Source organism: Neorhizobium sp. SOG26 (assembly GCF_003491345.1).
In the GTDB taxonomy this organism is placed as follows: domain Bacteria; phylum Pseudomonadota; class Alphaproteobacteria; order Rhizobiales; family Rhizobiaceae; genus Neorhizobium; species Neorhizobium turbinariae.
Map to the genome: position 1 here is coordinate 946,535 of NZ_CP025513.1, position 25,723 is coordinate 972,257.

The 25,723-nt window shown below is 61.2% G+C and carries 22 protein-coding genes; 10 read left to right on the top strand and 12 right to left on the bottom strand.

Annotated elements, in window-relative coordinates; translation table 11 throughout:
- The first annotated feature begins 7 nt into the window (after window positions 1–7).
- The 3 genes from CYG48_RS21130 to CYG48_RS21140 are packed head-to-tail and all read left to right on the top strand — an operon-like array spanning window position 8 to window position 2,630.
- Window positions 8–886, top strand: a complete 879-nt coding sequence (locus CYG48_RS21130) for an ABC transporter permease (RefSeq protein WP_118852626.1) — start codon at window positions 8–10, stop codon at window positions 884–886.
- Entirely contained in the window at window positions 887–2,095 is a 1,209-nt protein-coding gene (locus tag CYG48_RS21135; RefSeq protein ID WP_118852627.1) for an amidohydrolase/deacetylase family metallohydrolase, read from the top strand.
- Window positions 2,096–2,117: 22 nt separating this feature from the next.
- Window positions 2,118–2,630, top strand: coding sequence for a RidA family protein (locus tag CYG48_RS21140; RefSeq protein ID WP_118852628.1), 513 nt, complete (start codon window positions 2,118–2,120; stop codon window positions 2,628–2,630).
- Between the two features lie 9 nt (window positions 2,631–2,639).
- On the opposite strand, the gene CYG48_RS21145 is transcribed toward CYG48_RS21140, so the two are convergent.
- Window positions 2,640–3,473, bottom strand: a complete 834-nt coding sequence (locus tag CYG48_RS21145) for an IclR family transcriptional regulator (protein WP_118852629.1) — start codon at window positions 3,471–3,473, stop codon at window positions 2,640–2,642.
- Window positions 3,474–3,569: 96 nt separating this feature from the next.
- On the opposite strand from CYG48_RS21145, the gene CYG48_RS21150 reads away from it, so the two are divergent.
- Window positions 3,570–4,766, top strand: a complete 1,197-nt coding sequence (locus tag CYG48_RS21150) for an aminotransferase class V-fold PLP-dependent enzyme (protein ID WP_118852630.1) — start codon at window positions 3,570–3,572, stop codon at window positions 4,764–4,766.
- 89 nt (window positions 4,767–4,855) lie between these two features.
- The gene (locus CYG48_RS21155) at window positions 4,856–6,679 is read left to right on the top strand and encodes an ABC transporter ATP-binding protein (RefSeq protein WP_118852631.1); all 1,824 of its coding nucleotides are present in this window, start codon (window positions 4,856–4,858) and stop codon (window positions 6,677–6,679) included.
- 16 nt (window positions 6,680–6,695) lie between these two features.
- On the opposite strand, the gene CYG48_RS21160 is transcribed toward CYG48_RS21155, so the two are convergent.
- The 3 genes from CYG48_RS21160 to CYG48_RS21170 all read right to left on the bottom strand — a co-directional run bounded on the left by CYG48_RS21160 (window position 6,696) and on the right by CYG48_RS21170 (window position 9,927).
- Window positions 6,696–7,643 (bottom strand): isoaspartyl peptidase/L-asparaginase family protein, encoded by a 948-nt coding sequence (locus CYG48_RS21160; protein ID WP_118852632.1) that lies wholly within the window; start codon window positions 7,641–7,643, stop codon window positions 6,696–6,698.
- A gap of 61 nt (window positions 7,644–7,704) precedes the next feature.
- Window positions 7,705–9,279, bottom strand: coding sequence for an ABC transporter substrate-binding protein (locus CYG48_RS21165; protein WP_245450564.1), 1,575 nt, complete (start codon window positions 9,277–9,279; stop codon window positions 7,705–7,707).
- A 75-nt stretch (window positions 9,280–9,354) separates the two neighbouring features.
- Window positions 9,355–9,927: a MarR family winged helix-turn-helix transcriptional regulator gene (locus tag CYG48_RS21170; protein ID WP_199925320.1), complete on the bottom strand. Its 573-nt coding sequence runs from the start codon at window positions 9,925–9,927 to the stop codon at window positions 9,355–9,357.
- A gap of 178 nt (window positions 9,928–10,105) precedes the next feature.
- On the opposite strand from CYG48_RS21170, the gene CYG48_RS21175 reads away from it, so the two are divergent.
- The 4 genes from CYG48_RS21175 to CYG48_RS21190 are packed head-to-tail and all read left to right on the top strand — an operon-like array spanning window position 10,106 to window position 14,425.
- Window positions 10,106–10,807, top strand: coding sequence for a creatininase family protein (locus CYG48_RS21175; RefSeq protein ID WP_118852635.1), 702 nt, complete (start codon window positions 10,106–10,108; stop codon window positions 10,805–10,807).
- Between the two features lie 48 nt (window positions 10,808–10,855).
- Complete coding sequence (locus tag CYG48_RS21180; protein WP_118852636.1) at window positions 10,856–11,827, top strand: ABC transporter permease; 972 nt, start codon at window positions 10,856–10,858, stop codon at window positions 11,825–11,827.
- A gap of 1 nt (window position 11,828) precedes the next feature.
- Window positions 11,829–12,728, top strand: coding sequence for an ABC transporter permease (locus tag CYG48_RS21185; protein WP_118852637.1), 900 nt, complete (start codon window positions 11,829–11,831; stop codon window positions 12,726–12,728).
- Entirely contained in the window at window positions 12,725–14,425 is a 1,701-nt protein-coding gene (locus CYG48_RS21190; protein WP_118852638.1) for a dipeptide ABC transporter ATP-binding protein, read from the top strand. The genes CYG48_RS21185 and CYG48_RS21190 overlap by 4 nt, the downstream gene beginning before the upstream one ends.
- A gap of 94 nt (window positions 14,426–14,519) precedes the next feature.
- On the opposite strand, the gene CYG48_RS21195 is transcribed toward CYG48_RS21190, so the two are convergent.
- Window positions 14,520–15,563 carry a class I SAM-dependent methyltransferase gene (locus CYG48_RS21195; protein ID WP_118852639.1) on the bottom strand — a complete coding sequence of 348 codons (1,044 nt, stop codon included), beginning with the start codon at window positions 15,561–15,563 and terminating at the stop codon, window positions 14,520–14,522.
- A 262-nt stretch (window positions 15,564–15,825) separates the two neighbouring features.
- On the opposite strand from CYG48_RS21195, the gene CYG48_RS21200 reads away from it, so the two are divergent.
- A complete protein-coding gene (locus tag CYG48_RS21200) occupies window positions 15,826–17,808 on the top strand; it encodes a putative bifunctional diguanylate cyclase/phosphodiesterase (RefSeq protein WP_118852889.1) in 1,983 nt (660 codons plus the stop codon).
- On the opposite strand, the gene CYG48_RS21205 is transcribed toward CYG48_RS21200, so the two are convergent.
- From CYG48_RS21205 to CYG48_RS21235, 7 genes are read right to left on the bottom strand one after another with little or no spacing between them, the layout of a single operon-like run.
- Window positions 17,805–19,574 carry an ABC transporter ATP-binding protein gene (locus CYG48_RS21205; protein ID WP_118852640.1) on the bottom strand — a complete coding sequence of 590 codons (1,770 nt, stop codon included), beginning with the start codon at window positions 19,572–19,574 and terminating at the stop codon, window positions 17,805–17,807. The two genes, CYG48_RS21200 and CYG48_RS21205, sit on opposite strands and share 4 nt — an antisense overlap.
- Window positions 19,571–20,530, bottom strand: coding sequence for an acetamidase/formamidase family protein (locus CYG48_RS21210; protein WP_118852641.1), 960 nt, complete (start codon window positions 20,528–20,530; stop codon window positions 19,571–19,573). The genes CYG48_RS21205 and CYG48_RS21210 overlap by 4 nt, the downstream gene beginning before the upstream one ends.
- Before the next feature lie 8 nt (window positions 20,531–20,538).
- The gene (locus CYG48_RS21215; RefSeq protein WP_118852642.1) at window positions 20,539–22,155 is read right to left on the bottom strand and encodes an ABC transporter substrate-binding protein; all 1,617 of its coding nucleotides are present in this window, start codon (window positions 22,153–22,155) and stop codon (window positions 20,539–20,541) included.
- Window positions 22,156–22,181: 26 nt separating this feature from the next.
- Complete coding sequence (locus tag CYG48_RS21220) at window positions 22,182–23,102, bottom strand: ABC transporter permease (protein ID WP_118852643.1); 921 nt, start codon at window positions 23,100–23,102, stop codon at window positions 22,182–22,184.
- Window positions 23,102–24,001, bottom strand: coding sequence for an ABC transporter permease (locus tag CYG48_RS21225; RefSeq protein WP_118852890.1), 900 nt, complete (start codon window positions 23,999–24,001; stop codon window positions 23,102–23,104). Before CYG48_RS21225 ends, CYG48_RS21220 begins: the two co-directional genes overlap by 1 nt.
- Window positions 23,976–24,587 carry an ANTAR domain-containing response regulator gene (locus tag CYG48_RS21230; RefSeq protein WP_118852644.1) on the bottom strand — a complete coding sequence of 204 codons (612 nt, stop codon included), beginning with the start codon at window positions 24,585–24,587 and terminating at the stop codon, window positions 23,976–23,978. The genes CYG48_RS21225 and CYG48_RS21230 overlap by 26 nt, the downstream gene beginning before the upstream one ends.
- Entirely contained in the window at window positions 24,584–25,660 is a 1,077-nt protein-coding gene (locus CYG48_RS21235) for a transporter substrate-binding protein (RefSeq protein WP_118852645.1), read from the bottom strand. Before CYG48_RS21235 ends, CYG48_RS21230 begins: the two co-directional genes overlap by 4 nt.
- Window positions 25,661–25,723 lie beyond the last annotated feature (63 nt).

The following is a 25,723-nucleotide window of genomic DNA, read 5'->3' on the forward strand; positions in this document are numbered from 1 at the left end:
CGCGACGATGGCTGATATCGCGACCACCGCCCAGAAGCCGGAAGTGAGCGAACGGAGCCGTTTCTTGCGGCGCTTGCTGAAGCGCAAGACCGTTGCCGCCGGCTTGATCGTTCTGACGATCTTCGTGTTGCTGGCTGTTCTGGCGCCGTGGATTGCACCCTATTCGCCAACGAAGCTTTCGATCGTCAATCGACTCAAGCCGCCGAGCGAACTGTTCTGGTTCGGGACCGACGAGTTCGGCCGCGATGTTTTTAGCCGCACCATTTACGCTGGGCGACTGTCGCTGCTGGTCGGCGCCGCAGTTGTCGCTCTTTCGGCCGTCATCGGAGTGACGATGGGACTACTCGCTGGTTTCTTCCAGCGGCTCGACACGCCGATCGCGCGCCTGATCGACGCGATGATGGCTTTCCCGGACATCCTGCTTGCGATCGCGCTGGTCGCTGCACTCGGTCCGTCGCTGACGACCGTCATCGTGGCACTGTCGATCGTCTATTCGCCACGCCTCGCGCGGATCGTCCGTGCTTCGACGCTCGTCATTCGGGAACTGCCCTATGTGGAAGCGGCGAAGGCGCTCGGGATCTCGACCTTCCACATCATGACGCGACACGTGCTGCGCAACCTCGTCTCGCCGATCCTGGTGCAAGGCACGTTCCTGTTCGCCAGTGCGATGCTCGCCGAAGCCGGCCTTTCCTTCCTTGGCCTCGGCGTGAGCCCCGAAATCCCGACCTGGGGCACAATGATCTCCGCCGGCCGCCAATATATCGGCCAGGCCGACTGGATGACCTACTTCCCGGGCTTCGCCATCATCTTATCCGTGCTGTCGCTGCAAATGGTCGGCGATGGTTTGAGAGATATGCTCGATCCCAGACTGCGAAAGGATCTTTGAATGAACGGTGAAAAAGCGGCCAAGCCGCTCCTCATCACCAATGTGAAACCGATGGCGTTCCGGCAGAGTGTGCCGGATGCAGCGACGGACATTCTCGTCGGCTCCGACGGTAAGATCGCCGCGATCGGCTCTCAGCTTGCCGCTCCCGCCGATGCGGAACGCGTCGACGGCAAGGGCGCCTGGATCTCGCCCGGTTGGGTCGACCTGCATGTCCACATCTGGCATGGCGGCACCGACATCTCCATCCGCCCGTCCGAATGTGGCGCCGAGCGGGGCGTCACCACGCTGGTCGATGCCGGCTCCGCGGGTGAGGCGAACTTCCACGGTTTTCGCGAGTACATCATCGAGCCGTCGAAGGAGCGCATCAAGGCCTTCCTCAATCTCGGTTCGATTGGTCTCGTCGCCTGCAATCGCGTCGCCGAGCTCCGTGATATCCGCGACATCGATCTAGACCGTATCTTGGAGTGCTATGCCGAGAACAAGGAGCATATCGTCGGCATCAAGGTTCGCGCGAGCCATGTCATCACCGGCTCTTGGGGTGTGACGCCGGTCAAGCTCGGCAAGAAGATCGCCAAGATCCTCAAGGTTCCGATGATGGTGCATGTCGGCGAACCGCCGGCGCTGTATGATGAAGTCCTGGAAATTCTCGGCCCCGGCGACGTCGTCACGCACTGCTTCAACGGCAAGGCTGGCTCCTCCATCATGGAAGACGAGGACCTGTTCAACCTCGCCGAACGTTGTGCTGCCGAAGGTGTGCGGCTCGACATCGGCCACGGCGGAGCGTCTTTCTCCTTCAAGGTGGCGGAAGCTGCGATTTCGCGCGGGCTGTTGCCGCATTCGATCTCGACCGATTTGCACGGTCACTCGATGAACTTCCCGGTCTGGGATCTGGCGACCACGATGTCAAAGCTGATGTCGGTCGGCATGCCCTTCGACAAGGTGGTTCAAGCTGTGACGCATAATCCGGCGGACGTCATCAAGCTTTCGATGGAGAACCGGCTTTCGGTTGGCGAACGCGCCGATTTCACGATCTTCGACCTCGTTGATGCCGATCTGGAGGCGACCGATTCGAACGGCGACGTCTCGCGCCTGCAGAAGCTGTTCGAGCCCCGCTACGCGATCATGGGATCGGAGGCGGTAGCTTCCAGCCGCTACATCCCGCGTGCCCGCCGGCTCGTCCGTCACAGCCACGGCCTGTCGTGGCGGTGATCGGTAATCTCATGAAAATCGCATGACAGGAGTTTACGTGACGACGTCTCCAGCAAAGGCCGCTCCCACGGCAACTGCGCCCTACGACCGGTTGGCGGCACTCGGAATCGCGCTGCCACCTTCGCCGCCGCCGATCGCCAATTTCGTGACGCATGTGCTTGAAGGCAACATGCTCTACCTTTCCGGCCAAGGGCCGCGCGAGGCGGACGGGTACCTTCATGCCGGGAAGGTGGGGGGCGAAGTGGATGTTGCTCTCGCTTATCAACACGCGCGCCTTGTCGGCATCAACCTGCTGGCCGTGATGCATGAGGCACTCGGCGACCTTTCACGAGTGAAACGCGTGGTGAAGCTCTTGGGAATGGTCAACGCCGTTCCCGACTTCCGGGATCACCCGAGCGTCATCAACGGCTGCTCGGACCTCTTCATCGAAGTCTTCGGCGAAGCGGGCCAGCATGCCCGATCTGCTGTCGGCTTCGGTTCGCTGCCGGGCAACATTACCGTCGAGATCGAAGCGATCGTCTCGCTTAGGGATTGACCAATGACCTCAGTGGTTGCGCCAGCCCATCAGTTTTTCGATTTGCTCGGCGGAGGCGCGAACGTGCTCTGTGTAGTGGTTCTCGTCGGAAAGAACCTTCTGTTCCGGAAGGACGATGGAAATGGTCGCAACACAACGGCCGTCACGGTCGCAGATCGGCGAGGCGATGCAGGCAACCGCGTAGTCGGACTCGGCAACCTGGATGGACAGGCGCTCTCCAAAGGCCTTGCCGGCGGAGTCGGAAAGCGTGCGCGCGTCGATCTCCGCGCGGCCGGTCGGGGAGGTGCGGGCGCAGCGCTTGAACAGCTCGATCCGCTCGCTCTCCGGCAGGTGTCCTACCAGGAGCCGTCCGGACGCTGTCCAGTTGAGCGGCACGCGGGTACCGACGCGCGACGCGACCTGGAAGTGGCTCGGACCATCGGCCATGGCAAGCACCAGCATATGGTCGCCGTCGCGGCCGCAGAGCTGGACGGTTTCGCCGGCTTTCCGGCAGAGGTCGTGCATTTCGTGGGTGGCAACGCTCATGAAATCAAGCGAGCGGGCGTAGGCGAGGCCGTAATGGTAGAGCCGTGCACCGAGCCAGATCGAACCGTCGGCGCCGCGGGCCAGCATGTTCTTTTCGACCAAGTCGTCGATGATGACGTAGACGGTCGAAAGCGGCGCCTTGATCGCCTTCGCGATCGCATAAGCGCCGGCTGGCGAACCAGTTTCGTAGAGATGATCGATCACCTGCAGCGCACGATCGATGCCGCTCACACGAGAGCGGCGCGCGCCTTTCGCGCTGGTTTCCTGTGCAGCGCCAGCGTCCTCGTCGAAAACAGCGGGTGAAGTCTTCGCGTCCAAATAGGGTGGTCCTCATCTGATTTGGGAGCCTATTACATTATTATGGCATAGCTGTCGATGGCAAACTACGGCGGCCAGCATCTGGAGAGAGATAAAATGTCCGATGACATCCGCACCAAGATCGGCCTTCGCCCGGTCATCAACGTTTCCGGCACGATGACCAGCCTTGGCGCATCGATCGTTGTTCCCGAAGCGATCGAGGCGATGACGGCGATCCTGCCGCAGTTCGTCGAGATCAACGACCTGCAGCGCAAGGCAAGCGCGGTCATCGCGCGGTTGACCGGCGGCGAGGCAGGTTTCGTTACGGCGTCCTGTTCAGCCGGCATCAGCCTTGCCGTTGCGGGAGCAATCACCGGAGACAACCTGCTGGCAATCGAAAAGCTGCCGGATGCGACGCCTGAGAAAAACGAAGTCATCGTTCAGATGGGCCATGTGGTGAGCTACGGCGCGCCGGTGGACCAGGCGATCCGGCTTGGCGGTGGCAAGGTCGTGCTCATCGGCCAGGCAACCTCGACGCACCGTTTCCACATGGAAAACGCCATTACCGAGAAGACGGCTGCGGCTGTCTATGTCGTTTCCCATCATGTGGTTGATTACGGGCTTCTGCATCTCGCCGAATTCGTTGAGATCGCCCATGCCAAGGGTGTGCCGGTCATCGTTGATGCGGCTTCCGAGTACGATCTGAAGCTGTTTCTGGCGCAGGGTGCCGATATCGCGCTCTATTCCGGCCACAAGTTCCTTGGCGGCCCGACTTCTGGCATCGTTGCTGGCAAGAAGGAGTTGGTCCGCCATGCCTTCCTGCAGAACATGGGCATCGGCCGCGGCATGAAGGTCGGCAAGGAAAGCGTCTACGGCGTCATGGCGGCGCTGGAAGCGTGGGAGACGCGCGATCACACCGGCATTCGAGAGCGCGAAACCGGCTACCTGAACCTCTGGAAGGAAACGCTCGACGGCCGACCGGGCATTACCGCGCTGATCGAGCCGGATCCGACCAACAACCCGCTCGACCGCCTGCGCGTGATCGTCTCGCCCCCGGAAGCCCATATCACCGCTTGGGATCTTGCGGCCGCACTTGGCCGCGGCAACCCGCCAGTCATCGTCCGCGACCACGAAGTGGAGCACAACTACTTCTATCTCGACCCCTGCAACCTGCATCCGGGCCAGGAGAAAATTGTGGCGGCGCGCCTTTCGGAGGAACTCGACAAGGCGCGTGCCTCCAACGAGATCATCGCCACGCCGCTTGAAAACCGCAGCAGGCACCGCTTCGACAACCTGTTGCGCTGGCCAGACTGAGGCTTTTCCCTTCTCCCCGGCGGGGGGAAGGTGCCCAAAGGGCGAATGCGGGAGCCGTTTAGCTGGCTCACAGGAACGAGGGAACGATCATGACAAACATCGAAACCAGGAACATCGCCCCGGTTCTGTCCGTCCAGAACCTTACCACCTCGTTCAACGTGGACGGCGAATGGAAGCCGGTGGTTCGCAACGTTTCCTTCTCGGTCGCGCCGGGAGAGACCGTGGCGATCGTCGGGGAGTCGGGATCCGGCAAGAGCGTCACCTCGCTGTCCATCATGCGGCTGCTGCAGGAAGAAACGAGCCGCATCGAAGGCAAGATCATCCTCGATGGCCGCGACCTGCTTTCGCTTCCCGAGCACGAGATGCGCAAGGTGCGCGGCAACGAGGTCTCGATGATCTTCCAGGAGCCGATGACGAGCCTCAATCCGCTCTTCACCATCGGCGACCAGATCTCCGAGGCGCTGTTGTGCCACAAGCCGATGTCCGCCGCGGAAGCGAGGGCTGAAACCATCCGCCTCCTGGACAAGGTTCGCATCCCTTCTGCCGCGTCGCGGTTCGATGAATATCCGCACCGGTTCTCCGGCGGCATGCGCCAACGCGTGATGATCGCCATGGCGCTCGCATCGAAACCGAAACTCTTGATCGCGGACGAACCGACAACGGCGCTCGACGTAACGATCCAGGGGCAGATCCTCGACCTGATCAAGATCCTTCAGGAAGAGGAGGGGACCTCGGTCCTCTTCATTACTCACGACATGGGGGTGGTGGCGGAAATTGCCGACCGCACGGTTGTCATGTATCGGGGCGAGCAGGTGGAAACGGGGGCGACAGCCGACATCTTCCACCGCGGCAGGCATCCCTACACGCGTGCATTGCTGTCAGCGGTGCCGGTTCTTGGCTCGATGCAGAAATACGAGCGGCCGTTGCGTTTTCCGGTCGTCAACAATGCGACGGGCCAGTCTGATACGCCGGTGGAGGTGCCGGATACGGTTGCCAGAGATAAGCCAATCCTGGAGGTGAAGAACCTCACCAAGCGGTTCGAGATCCATTCGGGCCTGTTCGGCCGCCTAAGCGGCCGCGTTCATGCCGTCGAGAATGTCTCGTTCGACCTTTATGCCGGTGAGACGCTGTCCTTGGTTGGCGAATCCGGCTGCGGCAAGTCCACGACGGGCCGCGCCATCATGCGGCTGATCGAGCCCGACTCCGGCTCTGTTACCGTCGAGGGCCGTGACCTGCTGGCGCTTGACAAGCGGCAGATGCGGGAGATGCGCAAGTCCGTCCAGATGATCTTCCAGGATCCGTTCGCGTCCCTCAACCCGCGCATGACGGTCGGCCAGGCGATCGCCGAGCCCTATCTTGAACACAGAATGGGAACGTCGAAGGAGGCTAAGGAGGTAGTCGCCGACATGCTGCGCAAGGTCGGGCTGACGCCAGACATGGCAAGCCGCTATCCGCACGAGTTCTCCGGCGGCCAGCGTCAGCGTATCTGCATCGCTCGCGCTCTTGCGCTGCAGCCCAAGGTGATTGTCGCGGACGAAAGCGTCTCAGCACTCGATGTTTCGATCAAGGCGCAGGTCATCAACCTCATGCTCGATCTGCAGCAGAGCCTCAACCTCGCCTTCCTGTTCATCTCCCACGACATGGCGGTGGTGGAGCGGGTGAGCCACCGCGTGGCGGTCATGTATCTGGGGGAAATCGTCGAGATCGGGCCGCGTGCGGCAGTGTTCGGCAACCCCCAACACGAATACACGAAGAAGTTGATGGCTGCCGTTCCCGTCCCCGATCCGGATCGTCGGCGGGAGAAGCGCATGGTTGCGAGCGATGAGCTCAGGAGCCCGATCCGTCCCGCCGATTATATCGCGACGAGACGGGAATATCGTGAAGTGTCAGCAGGCCATCTCGTCGCTCAGTAGAGGCCGGGACGACGGCTCACGGATAGGACATGACTTCCGCATGCGAAGCAACGCGGAACTCACCGGCATCGGTCACCCAGCCGCGGAACATGCCATCCGTATTGTAGGGTGCGGCAACAGAACCATCAGCGCCAACCGCAACGAGGCCCGCACCGATATTGTGGACCTTCAGGTCTTCCATGATGACCTTGGCTGACGCTGTCTTCACGTCCTCGCCGAGATAAGCCATGCGCGCCGCAATCTCGTGGCCGACGACATGGCGGATGAAGAACTCGCCCTTGCCCGTGCCTGAGATGGCGCAGACGCCATCACGCGCGTAAGTGCCGGCGCCGATGATCGGACTGTCGCCCACGCGTCCCTCCGGCTTGTTATTGTAGCCGCCGGTTGAGGTGGCGGCGGCAAGATGGCCGTGCTGGTCGAGCGCGACCGCGCCTACCGTGCCGTGCTTTTCCGCCTCGCTGGCGGCGACCGCCGTACCGGCGGCGACATGCGCCTTCATCGCCGCGAGGGCCCGCTTGCGCTTCTCTGTGGTGAAATAAGCCTGCTCCTCGACTGCGAGCCCTTTGGATTCGGCAAATCGGTCGGCGGCGGGGCCAGCAAGCAGCACCGCATCTCCGTGTTCGAGAACGGCACGTGCGCCGATGATTGGATTGCGGATGTGGCGTGCGCCGCAGATGGCGCCGGCGGCGAGCGTTTCGCCGTCCATGATGGAGGCATCCAGTTCATGGATGCCGTTTTCGTTCAGCGCTGCGCCATGGCCGGCGTTGAAATGGGGACTGTCTTCCATGACGACAACGGCAGCCTGGACAGCATCGATGGCCCGTCCGCCGCGCTCCAGGATAGCATAGCCGGCTTCGAGTGCACGCCCGAGGTCGCTGCGGGCGGCATTCCATTCGGCCTCGCTGAGGTCCAGCTTGGCCATCACGCCACAGCCGCCGTGGATGGCAAGAGCGAATTTCGTCATGGGTATCCTCCGATAAAAGAGAAGGGCACCGGGTGTTGCCGGTGCCCTCGTAATGTTTCGCTTACTTCTTGGGCTGGACGTCCATGGCCAGCGTGTCTTCATCAGAACGCGGGTTGTACGTCACCTTATCAGCCTTGGCACCCCAGGCAGACAGGTTCGTCGCCAGCGGCAGGTCCGGACGGTCCGTCGCAACCAGCATGTTGGCTTCCTCAAGCAGGGCAAGGCGCTTGGCTTCGTCCATCTCGACGGCGGCGTCCTGGATCAGCTTGTCCATCTGCGGGTTCGAGTAACCGCGCACGTTGAAGGCGCCGAGCGACTTCTCCGCGTCATTGGTGTGCATCAGCGACGACAGCATGTAGTTCGACTCGCCCGTCAGCGTGCCCCAGGAGGCCATGTAGAGCGAATACTCTCCACGCGTCTTGGCCGGGTTGAACACGGCTGCCGGAACGCCCTGGACGTCGACCGTGACGTTGATCGCGGCCAGAAGCTGTGCCACCGTCGGACCAAGCTCGGTCGGCATGCGGTCGTTGGCGTAGCTCAGCGCGACCTTGAAGCCTTCCGGATAGCCGGCTTCAGCCATCAGCTTCTGAGCCTTTTCGACATCGAACGCCGGAGCAGGGATCGCCTTGTTGTAACCGAAGATGTTCGGGGCAACGAGCTGGGTTGCTACGACGCCCATCCCCTCGAGCGCGAACTCCACAATGGTCTCGCGGTCGAGCGCGAGGTCGAAGGCTTCACGGACGCGAGGATCCAGGAAGGGGTTCTTGTCCAGCTTCTTGCCGGAATTGTCCCAAACCTGCGGGGAATTCTCGCGGAAGTCGAACTCCAGGTAAGGAATGTAGACAGATTCCTTCTTGATCACCTGAAGCTTGGAGTCGGACTCGATGCTGGCGAGGTCGGTTGCCGGAACCTTGGCGATGAGATCGACCTGGCCCGCCTTCAACTGCGCAACGCGTGCCGCGTCATTCGGGATCTCCTTGCGGATGACCTTGTCCCAAGGCTGGGCTCCGTCCCAGTAACCGTCGAACTTCTCCAGCACTAGGTCCTGTGTCGGTGCCCAGCTGACAAACTTGTAGGGGCCGGTACCGATGGTGGCCTTGCCCATGTTGAAGCCTTCGGCCGAGGTGTCCTTCGTCGAATAGTCCGCCGCAGCCTTGTGCGACACGATGAACAGGCGAACGAAGTCGTTCGGCAGGTTCGGCGCCGCGCCGTTCGTCTTCACGCGGATGGTATAGTCGTCAACGATCTCGACGCTGGCCACGCGGCGCACATAGATGGTGGACGGGTTCGGGCCGGTGACGTTCGGGATACGCTCGATCGAGAACTTGACGTCCTGCGCGGTGAAATCCGAGCCGTCGTGAAACTTCACGCCCTGGCGCAACTTGAATTCCCAGGTGGTGTCGTCAAGCGCCTGCCAATTGGTTGCCAGACCGGGCAGGATTTCGAGGTCGTTGCCCGACCGCAGCAGCGTGTCGAAAACGTGCTTGGTGGCTTCGGCATTGGCCGAGGTCGCCGTGAAGTGCGGGTCCATGGACGCAGGGCCATTCTTGGTCGCGATCACCAGGTCGGCTGCGAGTGCCGCGACGGGCGACGACAGAATGGTGGCCACAAGGGCCGCACGGATTATGGATTTCATCGTCATAGGTTCCTCTCTTGTTGAGTGTTTTGGGTTCTGTCGCTCGGCCCATGGCCGGGAAGTTGTGCTACGCGATCAAATCGCGTCGTCGGTATCCTCGCCTTCGATCATCGGTGGCCACTCGGCTGACGCCGTGACGAGTTTTGTCAGGATTTCGGAAAGGCTCAGCCGCTCAGCCGGACTGAGGCACTCCAGCATCCGGCGCTCGTGCTCGATCATCTTCCCGCGGGCCGATTCCACTGCCGCCCGACCTTTCTCCGTCAGGCCGAGCGTAACGCGCCGCTGGTCGTCCTGGTCGATCTCGCGATCGATCATCTCCAGCCGGGAAAGCTTGTTCGCGGCGCGGCTCAACGTGTTCTTGGGAAAACCCGACGACCGAACAACATCAGTCAGCGTGGAACTGCCGCCAAGGTAAAGCGACCACAGCACCACGAATTCAGGACGCAGCAAACCAAGGTTCTGCTGGATGTAGCCGTAGACCGGATTGTTGAAATGAAGGGCCAGATAGTTGAGCCGGAACGAAAACCAGCAGGGATTATCCCAAAGCTTCGCGTGCATCATGGCGTCGATCTTCGGGCCGGGCGACGTTGCCGGTTCTTCCCGTCCCGCTCGCCCTTCAAACAGCGCCTGACGCATTGCGTCGTCCATTACGATATCCACCGCGAAAACCGATATTGATCTCGAATGGAACTGTATTCCGCCAAAAAGGCTTGCGTCAATCGCCTTTTTCGATCCATAAAGAACTAAATTGGAGTTTTGGCCGCCGGGAGCGGAAGGGACGAAACGCGTCCTGGAGGTGGCGGCACAGCAGTGAGAAGGATAGAGAATGCGCATTCAGGACATGCACTGGGCCCAGGTTGAGGAGCGGGTAAAGGAGGACGACCGTTGCGTCCTGCCGGTCGGTTCGATCGAGCAGCACGCTTACCTGAGTCTCGCTACTGACATGATCCTCGCAGAGCGCGTGGCCGTGGAGGCCGCCGAGCCGCTGGGCGTGCCGGTTTTCCCTTGTTTGCCGTATGGCATGGCTTCGGGATTTGCCGATTTTCCGGGCACGATCACGCTTTCCTTGCGCACCTATATCAGCGTCTTTGAAGACATCCTCGACAGCATCTACCGCTCTGGTTTCCGGCGTATCCTGATCGTCAACGGCCACGGCGGAAACACGCCGATCAATCCGTTGATCGGTGAATGGATGAACCGCAACCGCGACACCTCGGTCAAGCTGCATGACTGGTGGCGCGCGCCGAAGACCATGGCCAAGGTGCTGGAGATTGATCCGGCGGCATCACATGCAAGCTGGATGGAAAACTTCCCGTGGACACGCCTCGAAGGCGCACCCGTTCCGAACTTCCAGAAGGAGCGGATCGATTTTGCCGCCACGAGCCGGGTCGATGCAGGGCGCAAGCGCGAACGCATCAGCGAGGGCAACTACCATGGCGTTTTCCAACGGCCGGACTCCGACATGATGGAGATCTGGCGGGTTGGCGTTGAGGAAACGCGCCACGAAATCCAGCACGGCTGGCACTAAGACTTCAGGGGGCGCTGCCCCCTTTCAAGGATCTATCCGGGGGCAGCCATGGCATCATTCATATTACGCCGTTTCATACAGGCACTCTTCGTGCTGCTGATCATGTCGATGCTCGTCTTCATGGGGGTTTACGTCATCGGCAATCCCGTCGATGTGCTGATATCGCCTGACGTGACGCAGGAGATGCGCCAGCTCGTCATCGAGCAGTATGGCTTTGACCTGCCGTTGTGGCAGCAATATCTCCAGTTCCTGCAGCGGCTGCTGACCGGTGACTTCGGGCGTTCCTTCGTCTTCAACATGCCGGTGGAGACACTGATCGCCCAGCGTCTGCCTGCAACGCTGGAACTGACGTTGATCGCGGTATTGTTCGCTTCGGTCGTCGGAATTCCACTTGGCGTTTACGCCGGCTACAAGCCGGACGGCCTGCTCGCTAAGATCATCATGGCCGTTTCGATCCTCGGTTTCTCGGTGCCGACATTCTGGATCGGCCTGATGCTGATCATGGTGTTTGCCGTGCAGTTCGGCGTGCTGCCGGCGGGCGGGCGTGGCGAGACGGCGGAGCTTTTGGGCATACCGTTTTCGTTCCTGACACTCGACGGCTGGTCGCACCTGATCCTGCCGGCGCTCAATTTGTCCCTGTTCAAGCTCGCCATGATGTGTCGCCTGGCCGCATCCGGCACGCGTGAAGTCATGCTGACCGACACAGTGAAATTCGCCCGTGCCGCGGGCATTTCGGAATGGACGATCCTGCGCCGGCATGTGCTGAAGCTGATCTCTATTCCTCTTGTGACGGTGTTCGGCCTGGAACTCGGTTCGACGCTCGCCTTTGCGCTTGTTACCGAGACAATCTTTAGTTGGCCGGGCCTTGGCAAGCTCATCGTCGATTCCATCACCTCGCTCGACCGGCCCGTCATGGTCGCTTACCTGATGCTTGTCTCGGCGCTGTTCGTCATCATCAATCTTAGCGTGGATCTCGCCTATGCGGCGCTCGATCCGCGCCTGCGGAATGGGAGGCGCTGACATGGCCACGGAAGCCCGCGCAGTAAAATCCATCTCACCGCTTGCCGAGTTCTGGCACACGTTCCGCCGCAATAAGGTTGCGATCGCCGCCCTTGCGGTGGTGGTGGTCATCATCCTCGCAGCGGTCTTCGCGCCGTTCATCGTGCCGCAAGACCCTTACGACCTGAAGTCGCTGGTGCTGCGCGACGCGCGCCGTCCGCCAGGCTATGTCAGCTCGAAGGGCATCGTTCACCTCCTCGGCACCGATAGCCAGGGTCGTGACCTGCTGTCCGCCATTGTCTATGGCCTGCGCATCTCACTGCAGATGGGTCTGATGGCCGGCGCGATCGCCTTCTCGATCGGTGCAGTGGTGGGATGTTTTGCTGCTTATGTCGGTGGCCGCATCGAGCAGCTCATCATGCGCATCGTCGACATCCAGCTATCCTTCCCGGCCATCCTGCTGGCATTCGTGGTGGCGGCTGTTCTCGGCCAGGGCAAACCGCAGCTCATCCTCGCACTTGTCTTCGCACAGTATGCGTATTTCGTGCGCACGGCCCATGGCGCAGCTGCCGCGGAGCGTCAGAAGGACTATGTGCAGGCCGCACTTTCCGTGCCGATGAGCGGTTGGTTCGTCATCACCCGCCATATCCTCCCCAACTCCTTGCCGCCGCTCATTGTGGTCGCCACAGTGCAGGTCGCCTCCGCCATTTCGCTTGAGGCGACGCTTTCCTTCCTCGGCGTCGGGCTTCCGCCGACCGAGCCGTCGCTCGGGATGCTGATCGCCAACGGCTTCCAGTACCTCATGTCGGGGCGCTACTGGATTGCGATCTACCCCGGCGTGGCACTGATCATCCTCATCATGGCGATCAACCTGGTTGGCGACCAGATCCGAGATCAGCTCAATCCGAGGCTGCGCAAATGACCCATCTTCTGGATGTCCGTAACCTGCGGACCTATTTCGAAACCGACAAGGGTACCGTTAAATCGGTTGACGACATTTCCTTTTCGCTGAAGCGCGGCGAGATCATGGGGTTGGTCGGCGAGTCCGGCTCCGGCAAGTCGATCACCGGCTTCTCGCTGATCGGGCTGCTGGACGAGACCGGTCGCATCCAGCCGGAAAGCTCGATCCGCTTCAACGGACGCGAACTGGTCGGGCTGAGCCAGAAGGAGCTGCGCAAGATTCGCGGCAAGGACATCTCTATGGTGTTCCAGGACCCGATGATGACGCTGAACCCGGTTGTCAGGATCATCGACCAGATCGGCATGGCAATCCGCGCGCATGAAGATGTATCGGACGCGGAGGTACGCCGCCGGGCGGTTGAGGCGCTGGCCAAGGTTAAGATCGTCGATCCGGAAAACAAGGTCGACCAGTACCCGCATGAGTTTTCTGGCGGTATGCGTCAGCGTGTGGCCATCGCGATTGCGCTCCTTCATCGGCCACAGTTGGTGATCGCCGACGAGCCAACGACCGCGCTCGACGTGTCGATTCAGGCTGAAATCCTGCGCATGGTGAAGGCGCTCGTTGCGGAAATGGGTACGTCGCTGATCTGGGTGAGCCACGATCTCGCGACGGTGTCGTCTATTGCCGACACCATTGCCGTCATGCGGCGCGGCAAGATCGTTGAGGCCGGCCCTGCGCGGGAGGTGCTGCACAATCCGAAGCATCTATATACACAAGGTCTGCTGGATGCCTTGCCATCACGTTCGACGCCTGGGCAGCCGCTCGCATCTGCCGCAACGGAAGCCGCCGGGCCGGTTGATCTCGGCAACCTTGCCGGCGATGCCGTCGGCGCCCCGGCCGATCCCGAGTTCGTGAAGGCCGAGGCGATCGACAAGATCTTCTCGCCACGGGTCGGCGCGCTCCGTAGCCTTGCTATTCGCTGGGGCTTGATGAAGCAGCCGAGCCCGGTGCATGCGGTCATTTCCGCCAATCTGACGATCGAACGCGGCGAGATCCTGGGGCTCGTCGGTGAATCGGGATCAGGCAAATCGACCCTCGGTCGCATCCTGTGCGGCATCTATGCACCGACCTCCGGCACCGTTTCCATTGGCGGCATGCCGGTGCGCTCGGCAACTGGAAAGCTTGGTACCCACGTGCAGATGATCTTCCAGGATCCGTTCGCCTCGCTCGACCCGCGCCGAACTATCTTTCAGTCAGTGGCCGAAGGTCCGATTGCGCATGGTTTCTGCACGCGGTCCAACGCACGGGAATATGTGAACCGGTGGCTGCGTGCCGTTGCCTTCGATCCTGCACTCGCCGATCGCTATCCGCACCAGTTCTCGGGCGGCCAACGGCAGCGCATCGCCATTGCCAGAGCGCTCGCAATGCAGCCGGAGGTCATCATCTGCGACGAGCCGGTCGCCTCGCTCGATGTCTCGATCCAGGCGCAGGTCATCAACCTGTTGATGGATCTACGCCGCAACCTCAACATCACGCTGCTGTTCATCAGTCATGACTTGTCGGTCGTGCATCACCTTTGCGACCGCGTGGTGGTGATGCGGCATGGCGAGATCGTGGAGGAGGGGACTGCAAGGCAGGTCTTCAGCGCGCCGCGCCACGCCTATACGCAGATGCTGCTCGATGCGGTTCCGAAGCTGGAAACAGCGCCCTCGGCTTAAGGTCGAAGCCTTCGCCCAAGAGATGCTGCAATAGCGGTGATCGCCAAAAAATGTGCCTGGGATCTGGACCCCAGGCGCCTCTCACTCGGCCGATTCACGCTTTCTTGTGGATCGTGCTGTAGATGATGTTGCGGTTGCTACCCCACCACACGTCGACCTCGACCTTTGACGGGTCGCTGCTGAGCTTGGCGATCTTCCACATCTCCTCTTCCGAGCGCTGCAGCAGTTCCCAGTTCATGTAGGATTCCATGTAGCCGTCGTCCGCCATCTCATTGGAGAAGTTGGCGAAAAGGAAGACACCGCCCGGCTTCAGCATGTCCAGGCATACTTCGGTGAGGCGGATTGCCACTCGGTCCGCAAGGTAGTCGTAGAGGCCGGCCGCATAGATCAGGTCGAACGTACCGAGCTGATACTTATTGGCCAGCAGGCCGCGCACGGATCCCTCGGTCGGCTCGATGCAGGTGTTCTGGAATTGGCGGGCGATCGTGGCGATGCTTAGCGGGTCCTGATCTAGGGCAATCCACCGCTTGATCCCGTCATTCTTCAAGGCCTCCGAGGCTTCTGCTTCGCGCAGGTGACCGGCGGCGACCGTCAGAATTTCTGTATCGGGCCCCTTCTCGGTTGCTATACGATCGACATACTGGGTGAGGATATCGCGCCGTTCCCGCACGGCCACCGGCCCCGGCGCATTGATCGTGTATTCGAAGATTTCCAGCCCCTGCGGCGTGGACCGTGCCACCTCTTCGGCCACGTCTTCATGGCCATAGATGAAGTCGATCAGGCTTGCGTCACCAGAATATCCACGTGGCTTGTCGAATGACCAGCGGGTGAACGGGCACTGCTGCATGATTTCGGCAGAAGGATGCGCCTGGATGAGAGGGATGAGCTTCTGCCACACCGCCGGACCGGCCTTGGCGCGCAACTCGTGCATTTGGGTGATCAGCCATTTGACAGCTTCGGGAAGATTTTTGCCTGCTTCAAAACGTTGCGCTGCAATATTGGCGATAAGCGCGAACTCGGCTTCTGCAGTTAAAAGTAAGTCGTTGATATCGTTTGTAGGTTGTGCCGCAGTCGTATTGCTGACGGACTGTGGGGTGATCAAGCTTGCGCCATCAAGAGAAAATAAAGGCTGGGCCACGCTAACCTCATAATTAATTTCAGATAAATGCATTGACTAAAATCCTTAGCATTCTCCAAAAGGTCAAGTTGCAGCACGCAATCTTTGGTCGCATTCCCTCAAAAGTTTAGTGAACGTTAAACCCTTGGAAGGATAATTGCCTGAAATCGCGTCTGAAAAAACCGACGCCGGTTGCCTTCGAGATCGTCTGAGGCAACTAGGTTTGGTCCGGAGTAAAGGGTGTGCATCAGGCGCAGCCGAACCATTGGGTAAACAGGGCATGATGCACATGTTGGCCGATACCAATGTACCCACTGTCGGGTCGGCATATTCGGCGGAGCGGATGCGCGACCTGTACCGCCAGGAAAGTGAGGACGGGCGCAAGCAGGTGACACGGCGCGGGCTGTGGATCGCGGTTCTCGCCTATGTCGCCTATTCGGTCACCGATCTTCTCTTCGTCCCTGATGTCGCGGCCCACACGATTGTCGGCCGCGTGATCGTTGGCATCACGTCGCTTTGCTTGCTTGAGTTGCTCCTGCGCCTCAAGGCCTCCGCCGATTTGCTGGATGTGAACGCCGCCCTGGCTGTGCTGGCAGGTTACGTCGTCTGGCTGCTGACGGCGGAAAAGACGATCTACGCAGAGGCCTTCACCTATTACATGGCCTTTGGCGCCATCTTCATGATGAGCGTCAACCTGTTCTTCAGCTTCCGCTTTCGGCTCGCGGTTGCCTCATCAGCGACGAACCTGCTGATCTTCATCAGTGCGCTCTATTTTTTCGGGCCGATGCTGCTTCTCCACAAGCTGATCCTCGGCGCCTTCTGCATCTCGTGCTTCATCTTTACGGCCTATGTAAACCTTGAGCTCAATCGGGAGCGCTACAAGGTCTTCCTCAACGCCTTTGAAGCGCGTTTGCAGCAGGAGGCTGCGGAAGAACGGGGCAGGGCGCTGCTCCATCTTTCGCATACGGATTCGCTGACGGGGCTGGAAAACCGGCGTGCTGTAGACCAACGCCTGCGGAGCCACTGGCAGGATTGGCAAACGTATCAACGCGGCTTTGCCGTGCTGCTTGTTGATGTCGACTTCTTCAAGCGCTACAACGACTTCTACGGTCACCAGGAGGGTGACCGTTGTCTCATCGCCGTAGCACAAGGGCTCGATCAGGCGACTGCGGCCCGGGGGGCTGCAATCGGCCGTTATGGTGGTGAAGAATTCATCGTCATCGCTCCGATCGACAACCCGGAGCAGGCCATCCGGCTGGCCGACGACCTCTGTGCCTCAGTGCAGGCAATGGCCCTGCCGCATGAGTACCGGCGCGACGGTACCTCCGTCGTGACCGTCAGCGTCGGCGTTTCCTACACCCGCAGCCAGACGAAGCAACTCGAGAAGATCGTGCATGAGGCCGATCGCGCGCTCTATGCGGCCAAGGCCAACGGTCGCAACTGCGTCATGGTTTTCGACCCGGAAGATCCGCAGACCGGCGACGAGAGCGAAAATATTGCGGCGATCCTCCGGATTGCGCTGGAGCAGCGCCTGATGTCGCTCGTCTATCAGCCGATCTGCAACGTGCAGACAGGTGCGCTGGATGGTGCCGAAGCCCTGATGCGGATGAAGATGCCGGACGGCACGCCCGTAACGCCCAACACCTTCATTCCTGTCGCTGAACGCACAGGCGCGATCGTAGAGCTTGGCCGCTGGGCCATCCGCACGGTTTGCGAAGAGTTGCTTGCCACCAACCGGGTACAGGTCGCAAGCGTCAATGTTTCACCGACCGAGCTCAAGATGCCGGGTTTCGCAGCCTATGTTGCGGCAACGCTCGCAGAGCATGGGTTGATCGGAACGCGACTCGCCTTCGAGATAACCGAGGGGGTCGAACTGGAAGTGGACACGGAGGTCGTCCGCTGCATCAGCGAACTGAAGCGGCTCGGCGTACAGATCTGGCTTGACGACTTCGGCACCGGCTTTGCCGGCCTATCCTGGCTGCGGATGATCGAGTTCGACACAGTCAAGATCGACCGCTCGTTCCTCCATGACTGCGCGGAAGAGCGAGGGCGGGTGATGTTGCGCGACATCATCAGCCTGTTGCGCCATCGCGGCCTCAGGATCCTCGTGGAAGGCGTCGAGACCGAGGAGCATGAGGATCTGATGCGGGCATACGGGATCGACCAGATCCAGGGTTACCACGTCGGGCGCCCCGCGCCGGCTGCACGTTTCGCCATGGTCGACCGATTCCGCTCTGCAGCGGCCGTCGGCCTGTCGTCTGCTTAGCGGCCGACCAGGTGGCCGCCACCGATATCGACAAGCTCCACGCGTTGCGGTTCTTCACCGACCTTACAGACGGGGCTCGGAATATCTCCTGAAAGCCGTGCAGTTGCCTGCCGCTCACGGCGCGGATCCGGCACCGGCACCGCCTCAAGCAGGCGCTTGGTATAAGGGTGCTGGGGATTTTCGAAGAGCTGCGCGCGTGTGCCCATCTCAACGATCTGGCCGAGATACATGACCGCGACGCGGTCGGAAATGTTTTCCACCACCGCCATGTCATGGCTGATGAAGAGATAGGTGACACCGCTCTCCTTCTGCAGGTCGCGGAGAAGGTCGAGCACCTTCGCCTGGATCGAGACGTCAAGCGCGGCGACGCTTTCGTCGCAAATGATCAGCTTCGGCTTCAGCGCAAGGGCGCGCGCAATGCAGATGCGCTGACGCTGGCCGCCCGAGAATTGGTGCGGATAGCGGTTGTAGACGCTGGGCGACAGCTCGACGCGCTCAAGCAGTTCGCGAACGCGTGCCTTCTGCTCGGCGGGTGTGCCGATGCCGTGGATGACCAGCGGCTCGCGGATGAGCTCGCCCACGGTCATGCGCGCATCAAGCGCCGCCATCGGATCCTGGAAGACGATCTGGAGGTCGCGGCGGATTGCCTTGCGCCCCTTCGCATCAAGATCGCCCAGCGCCTGGCCGTTTATCTCGATGCGGCCGGTATGCGGTACGAGGCCGACGAGGGCCTTCGCCATGGTGGACTTTCCGCAACCGGACTCGCCGACCAGGGACAAGGTCTCTCCGCGGAAAATATCCAGCGACACATGCTCGACCGCATGGACGCGTGCCGCGACCCGCCCAAGCAGGCCCTGCCGGATCGGGAAGTTGACGGACACGTCCTCATACCGGACCAAGACCTCGCGCTTGGCGAGGTCCGGGCGTGAGGCGCCGGTTCCAATGCGCGGCACCGCCGCAAGCAGGTCGCGGGTATACTGCTCCCGTGGAGCATCGAAGAGATCAATCGTCGGCGCGGCCTCCACCATCCTGCCCTTGCGCATGACGATAACGCGGTCGGCCATTTCGGCCACGACGCCCATGTCATGGGTGATCAGGATTACGGCCGTCCCGAGGTCCCTCTGCAGGTCACGCAGGAGATCAAGAACCTCGCGTTGCACGGTCACATCGAGCGCGGTGGTCGGTTCGTCGGCGATGAGCACGGCCGGACGCAATGCGATCGCCATGGCGATCATCACGCGCTGACGCATTCCGCCCGACAGCTCGTGCGGATATTGCTCGAGGCGCTTTTCCGGCTGCGATAGCCTTACTGCCTTAAGAGCTTCCAGCGCGCGTGCCCTTGCCTGCGCGACGGAAAGGGTTTCATGTGCTCGGATGGCTTCTACGAGCTGGCGGCCAATGCTCATCACCGGGTTGAGCGCGGTCATCGGTTCCTGGAAGATCATCGCGATGCGCGCGCCCCGCATCTCCTGCATCTTCTTCTCAGGCAGGCTCGTGAGTTCGGTTTCGCCGAAGCGGATGGACCCGCCGGTCACGCGAACGGCGGGTGCCGGCAAGAGCCCCATGCAGGCAAGCGACGTGATCGACTTGCCCGAGCCGCTTTCTCCCGCAATCGCAAGGGTCTCGCCTCGATGAAGATCGAAGCTGAGGCCCTCGACGAGCGGAACCAGTCCCTGTTCCGACCGGGCAGAGACCTGCAGGTCTCGTACCGACAGGACGACGTCCGTCGCTGTATCGACGATGGGAGAAAGCATGGCTGCGGTCATTCGAAGACGGCCCTCGGGAAGTAGAAGCTGACCACGACGTTCGGCATGTCGACGATCTCGGAGATGCGGAGATCGCCACAGGTCGAAACGAGCATGTATGCGTCGACCGGATCCATCTTCTGCGTTGTAGCGAGAAGATCGACCATGTTGGCAACAGCGTCCTTGGCCGCAGTCCAGAGGTCTGGGCCAATACCGGTCGTCACTTCGTAGCCTTTGGCGTCGAGGTGGCGCGTCACCGGTCCGGGCGTTGTGAAGCGCGGCGTCTTCAGCGGCTGGTCCTTGATCAGGTCGAGCGTCAGCACGACGTCGAACGGGCTCTCGATTGCGGTGCCGCAGACCTCGCCGTCGCCCTGTGCGGCGTGGGTATCACCGACGGAGAACAGCGCGCCGTCAACTTCCACCGGCAGATAGAGCGTCGTGCCAGCAGCCAAGTCGCGGATGTCGAGATTGCCGCCAACGCGACGCGGCGGAACCACCGAGTGATGGCCCTTTTCGGCGAGCGCATTGCCGATAGTGCCGGCAAACGGCTTCAGCGGCACGCGGCCGTTCTTGCCAAAAAGCGCCGGCTCCATGCTCGACGCGTCGAACTTCCAGACGTTGAGAGCCGGTTCGGTGAACTGGTCGGCAAGAAGACCGAAGCCGGGGATGTTGGCAGTCCAGCCGAAACCTGCACCGTCGCGAAGCTGCGGCGTGAAGCTTTCGATCGTTACCTTCAACACGTCGCCGGGCTTCGCGCCGTCAACATAGATCGGCCCCGATACCGGGTTGATCTTGTCGAAATCCAGCGCCTGGACATCCTCGACAGTGGACTGAGGGCCGAGCTGGCCCCCAGAACTGTCAAGGCACTGGAACAGGATCGTTTCGCCCGGTGCAGCCGTCAGGGCAGGGGCAAAGGAATTGTCCCAACCGAAGTGGTGCTGGTGCGCATGGATCGTGTGGTTGCAGTGCTTGCACATGACCAGACTTACTCCTTGATATAGACGTAGTCGTAGTTGACCGGGATCGAGACGGGATCGACGTAAAGCGCATCATCACCGCCCATGCGCGCAGACTTCATGGTGAAGCGCTGCTCGTTGAACACGGGTGCCCACGGTGCGTCTTCCATCACCTTCATGTAGATCTCGGACCACTTGGCCAGGCGCTCGTCGACCTTGTTCGGGTCAACGATCGAGTCAGCTTCGGCGGCCAGCTTGTCGAGTTCCGCGTTGCAGTACTTAGACCAGTTCCAGCCGCCTTCGACCGCACCGCTGCAGCCCAGGATCGGGCCGTAAAAGTTTGCCGGATCCGGGAAGTCGGCGATCCATGCCATGCCGCCCGACCAGATCATCGGCGCAGTGCCAGCACCGCCAGCTTCGATCACGTTGGCCTGTGCGAGCGACTTGATTTGGGCATTGATGCCGATCGCCTTGAGATCCTGCTGGATCGCCTGGGCGATGCGCGGGTTCGGGTCCGTGTTCATGACGAAGAGTTCGGTGTCAAAGCCGTTTTCGTAACCTGCGTCAGCAAGCAGCTTCTTTGCCGCTGCCTGGTCGAACTTGTAGCCTTCGTAGTCTTTGGTGTAGCCCGGCATGGACGGGGGCAGGGGCTGGTTTGCCGGAACGGCGCGTCCGTTGATCACCTGGACGATACGGTCCTTGTTGATCGCCATGTTGACCGCGCGGCGCACTTCAACCTTGTCGAACGGTGCCTGCGTTACGTTCATGGTGATGTAGCCGGTGTGGAGCTGACCACCTTCGACAACGAGGTCAGCCTGCGCCTTGTCCTTCATCACTTCCACGAACTTTGCCGGCGGAATGCCGTCGCCTGGAACGTCGACTTCGCCTTTCTGTGCGCGCAGAAGGGCAACAACGGGCTCCTGGCCGACTTCAACCGTGAAGCTGTCGAGGTAGGGAACGCCGGAGATCCAGTAGTCGGCGTTCTTTTCGAACACGAGGCGCTGGCCGAGCGTCCATTCTGTCAGCTTAAATGCACCCGTTCCAACGGGCTTCTTGCCGAAGTCGGCACCGGCTTCCTCGACAGCTTCCTTCGGCACGATGAACGAGAAGTTCAGCGCCATGATGTGCAGGAAAGTCGCGTCCGGGCGCGACAGCTTGAAGACAACCGTGTTCTTGTCGGGTGAAGAAACGCCGGAGACGGTGTCAGCCTTGCCGGCGGCGGCATCATCAAAGCCTTCGATCATGCCGAAGAAGCCCTGGCCAGGAGACTGGGTGGCCGGCTTGATAACGCGGTTGATGGAGTAGACCACGTCGTCAGCAACCAGTTCACGGCCATTGTGGAACTTGACGCCCGGGCGAAGCTTGAAGGTGTAGGTAAGGCCGTCCTCGGAGATCTCGTAACTTTCCGCCAGACCCGGACGCAGCTTCGTGGTGCCCGGCTCGTAGTCCATCAGCCCGTCGAAAACCGACTTGATCATCGACCAGTTCTGCCAGTCGTAGCCGATGGCCGGGTCAAGGGTCGCCACATCGTCCTTGTAGGTCACGACCATGTTGCCACCATGCTTGGGCTCCTGGGCCTGGACCGGCGCAAGCGCTGGCAGCGCCATGAGCGTTGCAAGCGCGGTAGAAAGGATCAGCTTCTTCATAGGCTTCACTCCTGAGGGTTGACGGTTCAGCGCAGCTTGATGCGCGGGTCGATGAGCGGCGAAATCAGATCGGCGATGAGGTTGCCGAGAACGATGCCGCAAGCTGAGACGAGCGTGACGCCCATGATGATCGGGATGTCGACGCGCTGGATGGCCTGCCATGCGAGCTGCCCGATGCCGGGCCACCCGAAGACGCTTTCGACAACGACGATGCCGGACATGAACAGGCCGATGTCGATGCCGATCATGGCGATGATGGGCAGGATGGCGTTGGGCAGTGCGTGGCCAAGGATGACCTTGCTGCGGCCGAGCCCCTTGGCGCGGGCGGTGCGAATGAAATCAGCGCGCAGCACGTCAACCATTGAGGAACGCATGATGCGCGAGTACCAGCCGGAGCCGAGGATGCCGAGCGTGACTGCCGGCAGGACGATATGGGCGAAGGTCCCGTAACCGCCGATGGGGAACCAGCCGAGCTTGACTGCAAAAACGAAGAGCAACAGTAGCGCGACGACGAACTGTGGGGCGGACACAGTCAGGAAGCTCGTCAGCATCAGACCGTTGTCGATCATCTTGCCGCGGTTGAGGGCGGCGACGATGCCAAGTGGCAGGCCGATCAGGAGTTCGCATGCAATGGCGGCAACAAGGAGGAGCAGCGTTGCCGGCAGGCGCGACACGATGAGCTGCGCCACCTCCGTCTTCTGCAGGTAGGAGCGGCCGAAATCACCCTGGATGAGGTTCAGAAGGTAGTTGCCGTACTGGACCAGGAAAGGCTGGTCGAGGCCAAGCTGCTGGCGGATGCTCTCAACCGTCGCGGCGGTCGCGGAACGGCCCGCAATCTGCCGCACCGGGTCAGCCGGCAGGACATAAAGAAGTACGAAGGTAATGAAGGACACGCCAAGCAGTATCAGCGCGGACTGGATGAGGCGTCGAACGATATAGGCGGCCATCAGTCACGCCCCTGCTGCGTTGGATCGAGGATGTCGCGGAGAGCATCGCCCACGAGGTTGAAGGCCAGTGCAAGAAGCAGGATGGCTGCACCCGGAATGAAGACGAGCCATGGCGCCGACTGGAAGTAGGTCTGATTTTCGAAGATGATGTTGCCCCAGGACGGGATTGGCGGCTGCACGCCAATGCCCAGGAACGAAAGCGTTGCTTCCAGAAGGACGGTTGTCGAGATGCCGAGCGTGCCCCAGACGATGAGCGTCGGGATGAGATGCGGCAGGATGTGCTTGAACACGATGCGGCCGTGGCCGGCGCCCAGCGTCTTTTCGGCGGCAATGTAGTCCCGTTCGGCGAGAGACGAGGTCTGGGTAAAGATCACCCGCGCCGTCTGAACCCAGTTCACGAAGGCGATGACCATCGCGACGATCCACAATGACGGCGAGAAGATCGCGGCGAGGCAGATCGCCAGCAGCAGTGCGGGGAAAGCCATCATCAGGTCGGTGAAGCGCATCAGCACTGCGCCAACGATCCCGCGGAAGTAGCCTGCCGTCACGCCCACAAGCGTCCCGATGATCAATGCAGTTCCGTTGGCCACGAGGCCGATGATCAGAGAGGTCTGCGCGCCGTAAAGGATTCGCGAGAACAGGTCGCGCCCAAGAAGGTCAGTTCCGAACCAGAAGTTCTCGTTCGGTGAAAGCGGTGCACCTTCTAAGGTCAGCCCGTCGAAGAACTGCTCGTAGGGGTCAAACGGTGCCAACCATCGTGCAAAGACCGCGCCGCCGACGCAGATGAGGATGATCAGCAGTCCCAGGATCGCCAACTTGCGCCGGGCGAGCCGGCGCAGCACGGAAGGTCCGTTTTCAGGCACCGCCATGGGTTCAGGCGAGATCGATGCGTCGGCCATCGTCATTGCCCCTCTCGTTCGAATGGTTTGCCACCAGCCGCTCGGCGGCGGTCTCGATTGTCACGCGCCATGCCATCGCGGTCTGGCGCAAAAGGTCGTAGGCCTCGGCCTCGGTCTTGCCCTGCATCACGAAGATCATCACCGCCCGAACCACGGTCTGACGCGCCGAAAGGCGGTTCTGCAGGTCGGTGATGATAGCATCCGATGACTTGGCCCGGTCGAAATTGCTGCGCGCAACGAGGAGGGCTGCGTAGACACCCTTGTCGCTCATTGGCTTCAGAAGTTGCGCATGGGCGCCCATCTCCATCGCCCAGCGAAGGCGACCGGGTGCTTCCGAGCCGATCAGCGCGATCATCGGCATGGGTGACTGGCCAGCCGCCCACGGGAACTGCTCATCATGGCCCATATCGGCGTCATAGAAGATGAAGTCCGCGCCGATCGCTTCGGCCGGCAATTCGGGCCAGGCTTCGCGAACAACAAGCCCGATGACGCCAAGCTGGCGGATCAGGCCCTGCACCGATGGGTGCGGCCGGTGCAGGATCCAGGCCGTAGCGCCGCCGAGATTCTCGGTGCGGATGCCTGTCATGACACCACCTTCAACAAGGGGTGGTCATGGGAGGCTTCGAACTGTCGCGTCAGATAAGGATCTGCCGCAAGCGGCGGCAGCCGCTTGATCTCATGGAAGCGTCCGTTCAGCAGCCGCGCTATGATGGCGGGCTGGCGCGCGTGGAGATTGGTAGGGTCGAGCCGCGGCGTGTGGCCAGACCCGGCTGCAGACTGCACGAGTTCGGAGAGCGGAAGGACATCTGCACCAGGCCGGCCGTGCAGCAGCTTCGCCAGCTCATGTACCGACTGGCGCGCGATCTCATGGAATGATCCGCCGGAGCCACCCTCCGGTTCAAACCAGGGACCGGCTGAAACCAGCCCCTCGGCCGCACGGCCGGCCGACTCGACTTCGCATTCGGTGAAGTTGCAGGAGAGGACCGTGAGACCGCTCTCGAAACCCGCCTCCCGCTTCAACTCTGCCAGGCGAGCCAGGAAGGCATAGGAGCTGTCCCCCACAAGAGAGTTGAGGATGAAGTTCGGCTTCAGCGCCCGGATCTCCTGGATGATGTGGTCAAGGTCAGTATCGCCGACGGCGATATATCGGTCACCCAGAACGTCACCCGCGGCTGCGGCGACGCGCTCGCGGGCGATCCGGGCCATTTCCCAACCCCAGATATAGTTGGAGCCGACGAAATAGGCGCGTTTGCCGAGCGAGGGCAGGGCCCAGTCCAGAAGCGGGATCAAGTGCTGGTTCGGGCATGCGTGCATGTAGGCGACGTGTTCCGACGCCTCGAAACCTTCATAGGGTACCGGATACCACAGGACGCCGCCGAAACGTTCAAGCTCCGGAATGACTTCCTTGCGGCTCGCCGAGGTGATGCAGCCGAAGATGTGGCGGGCCTGGGAGTCGCGCAAGATCTCGCGACAGAGCGGAGCGTAGCGGTCGAGACGACCTTCGGGGTCGCGCTCCACGACCCGAAAAGCCACGTCGAGCGTACGATCGGCATTCACCTCGGCAACACCTTGGAGGACGCCGAGGCGGCTCGCGTATGCCAGGGCCGCATACATGCCGCTGCGCGAAAGGAGAACGCCAATGTCCAAGGTCCGCTTCATCAATGGTCCAATACAAAAAGCCCCGACCGATGCGCGCTATCAGACGCGATCGAAACGGGGCTC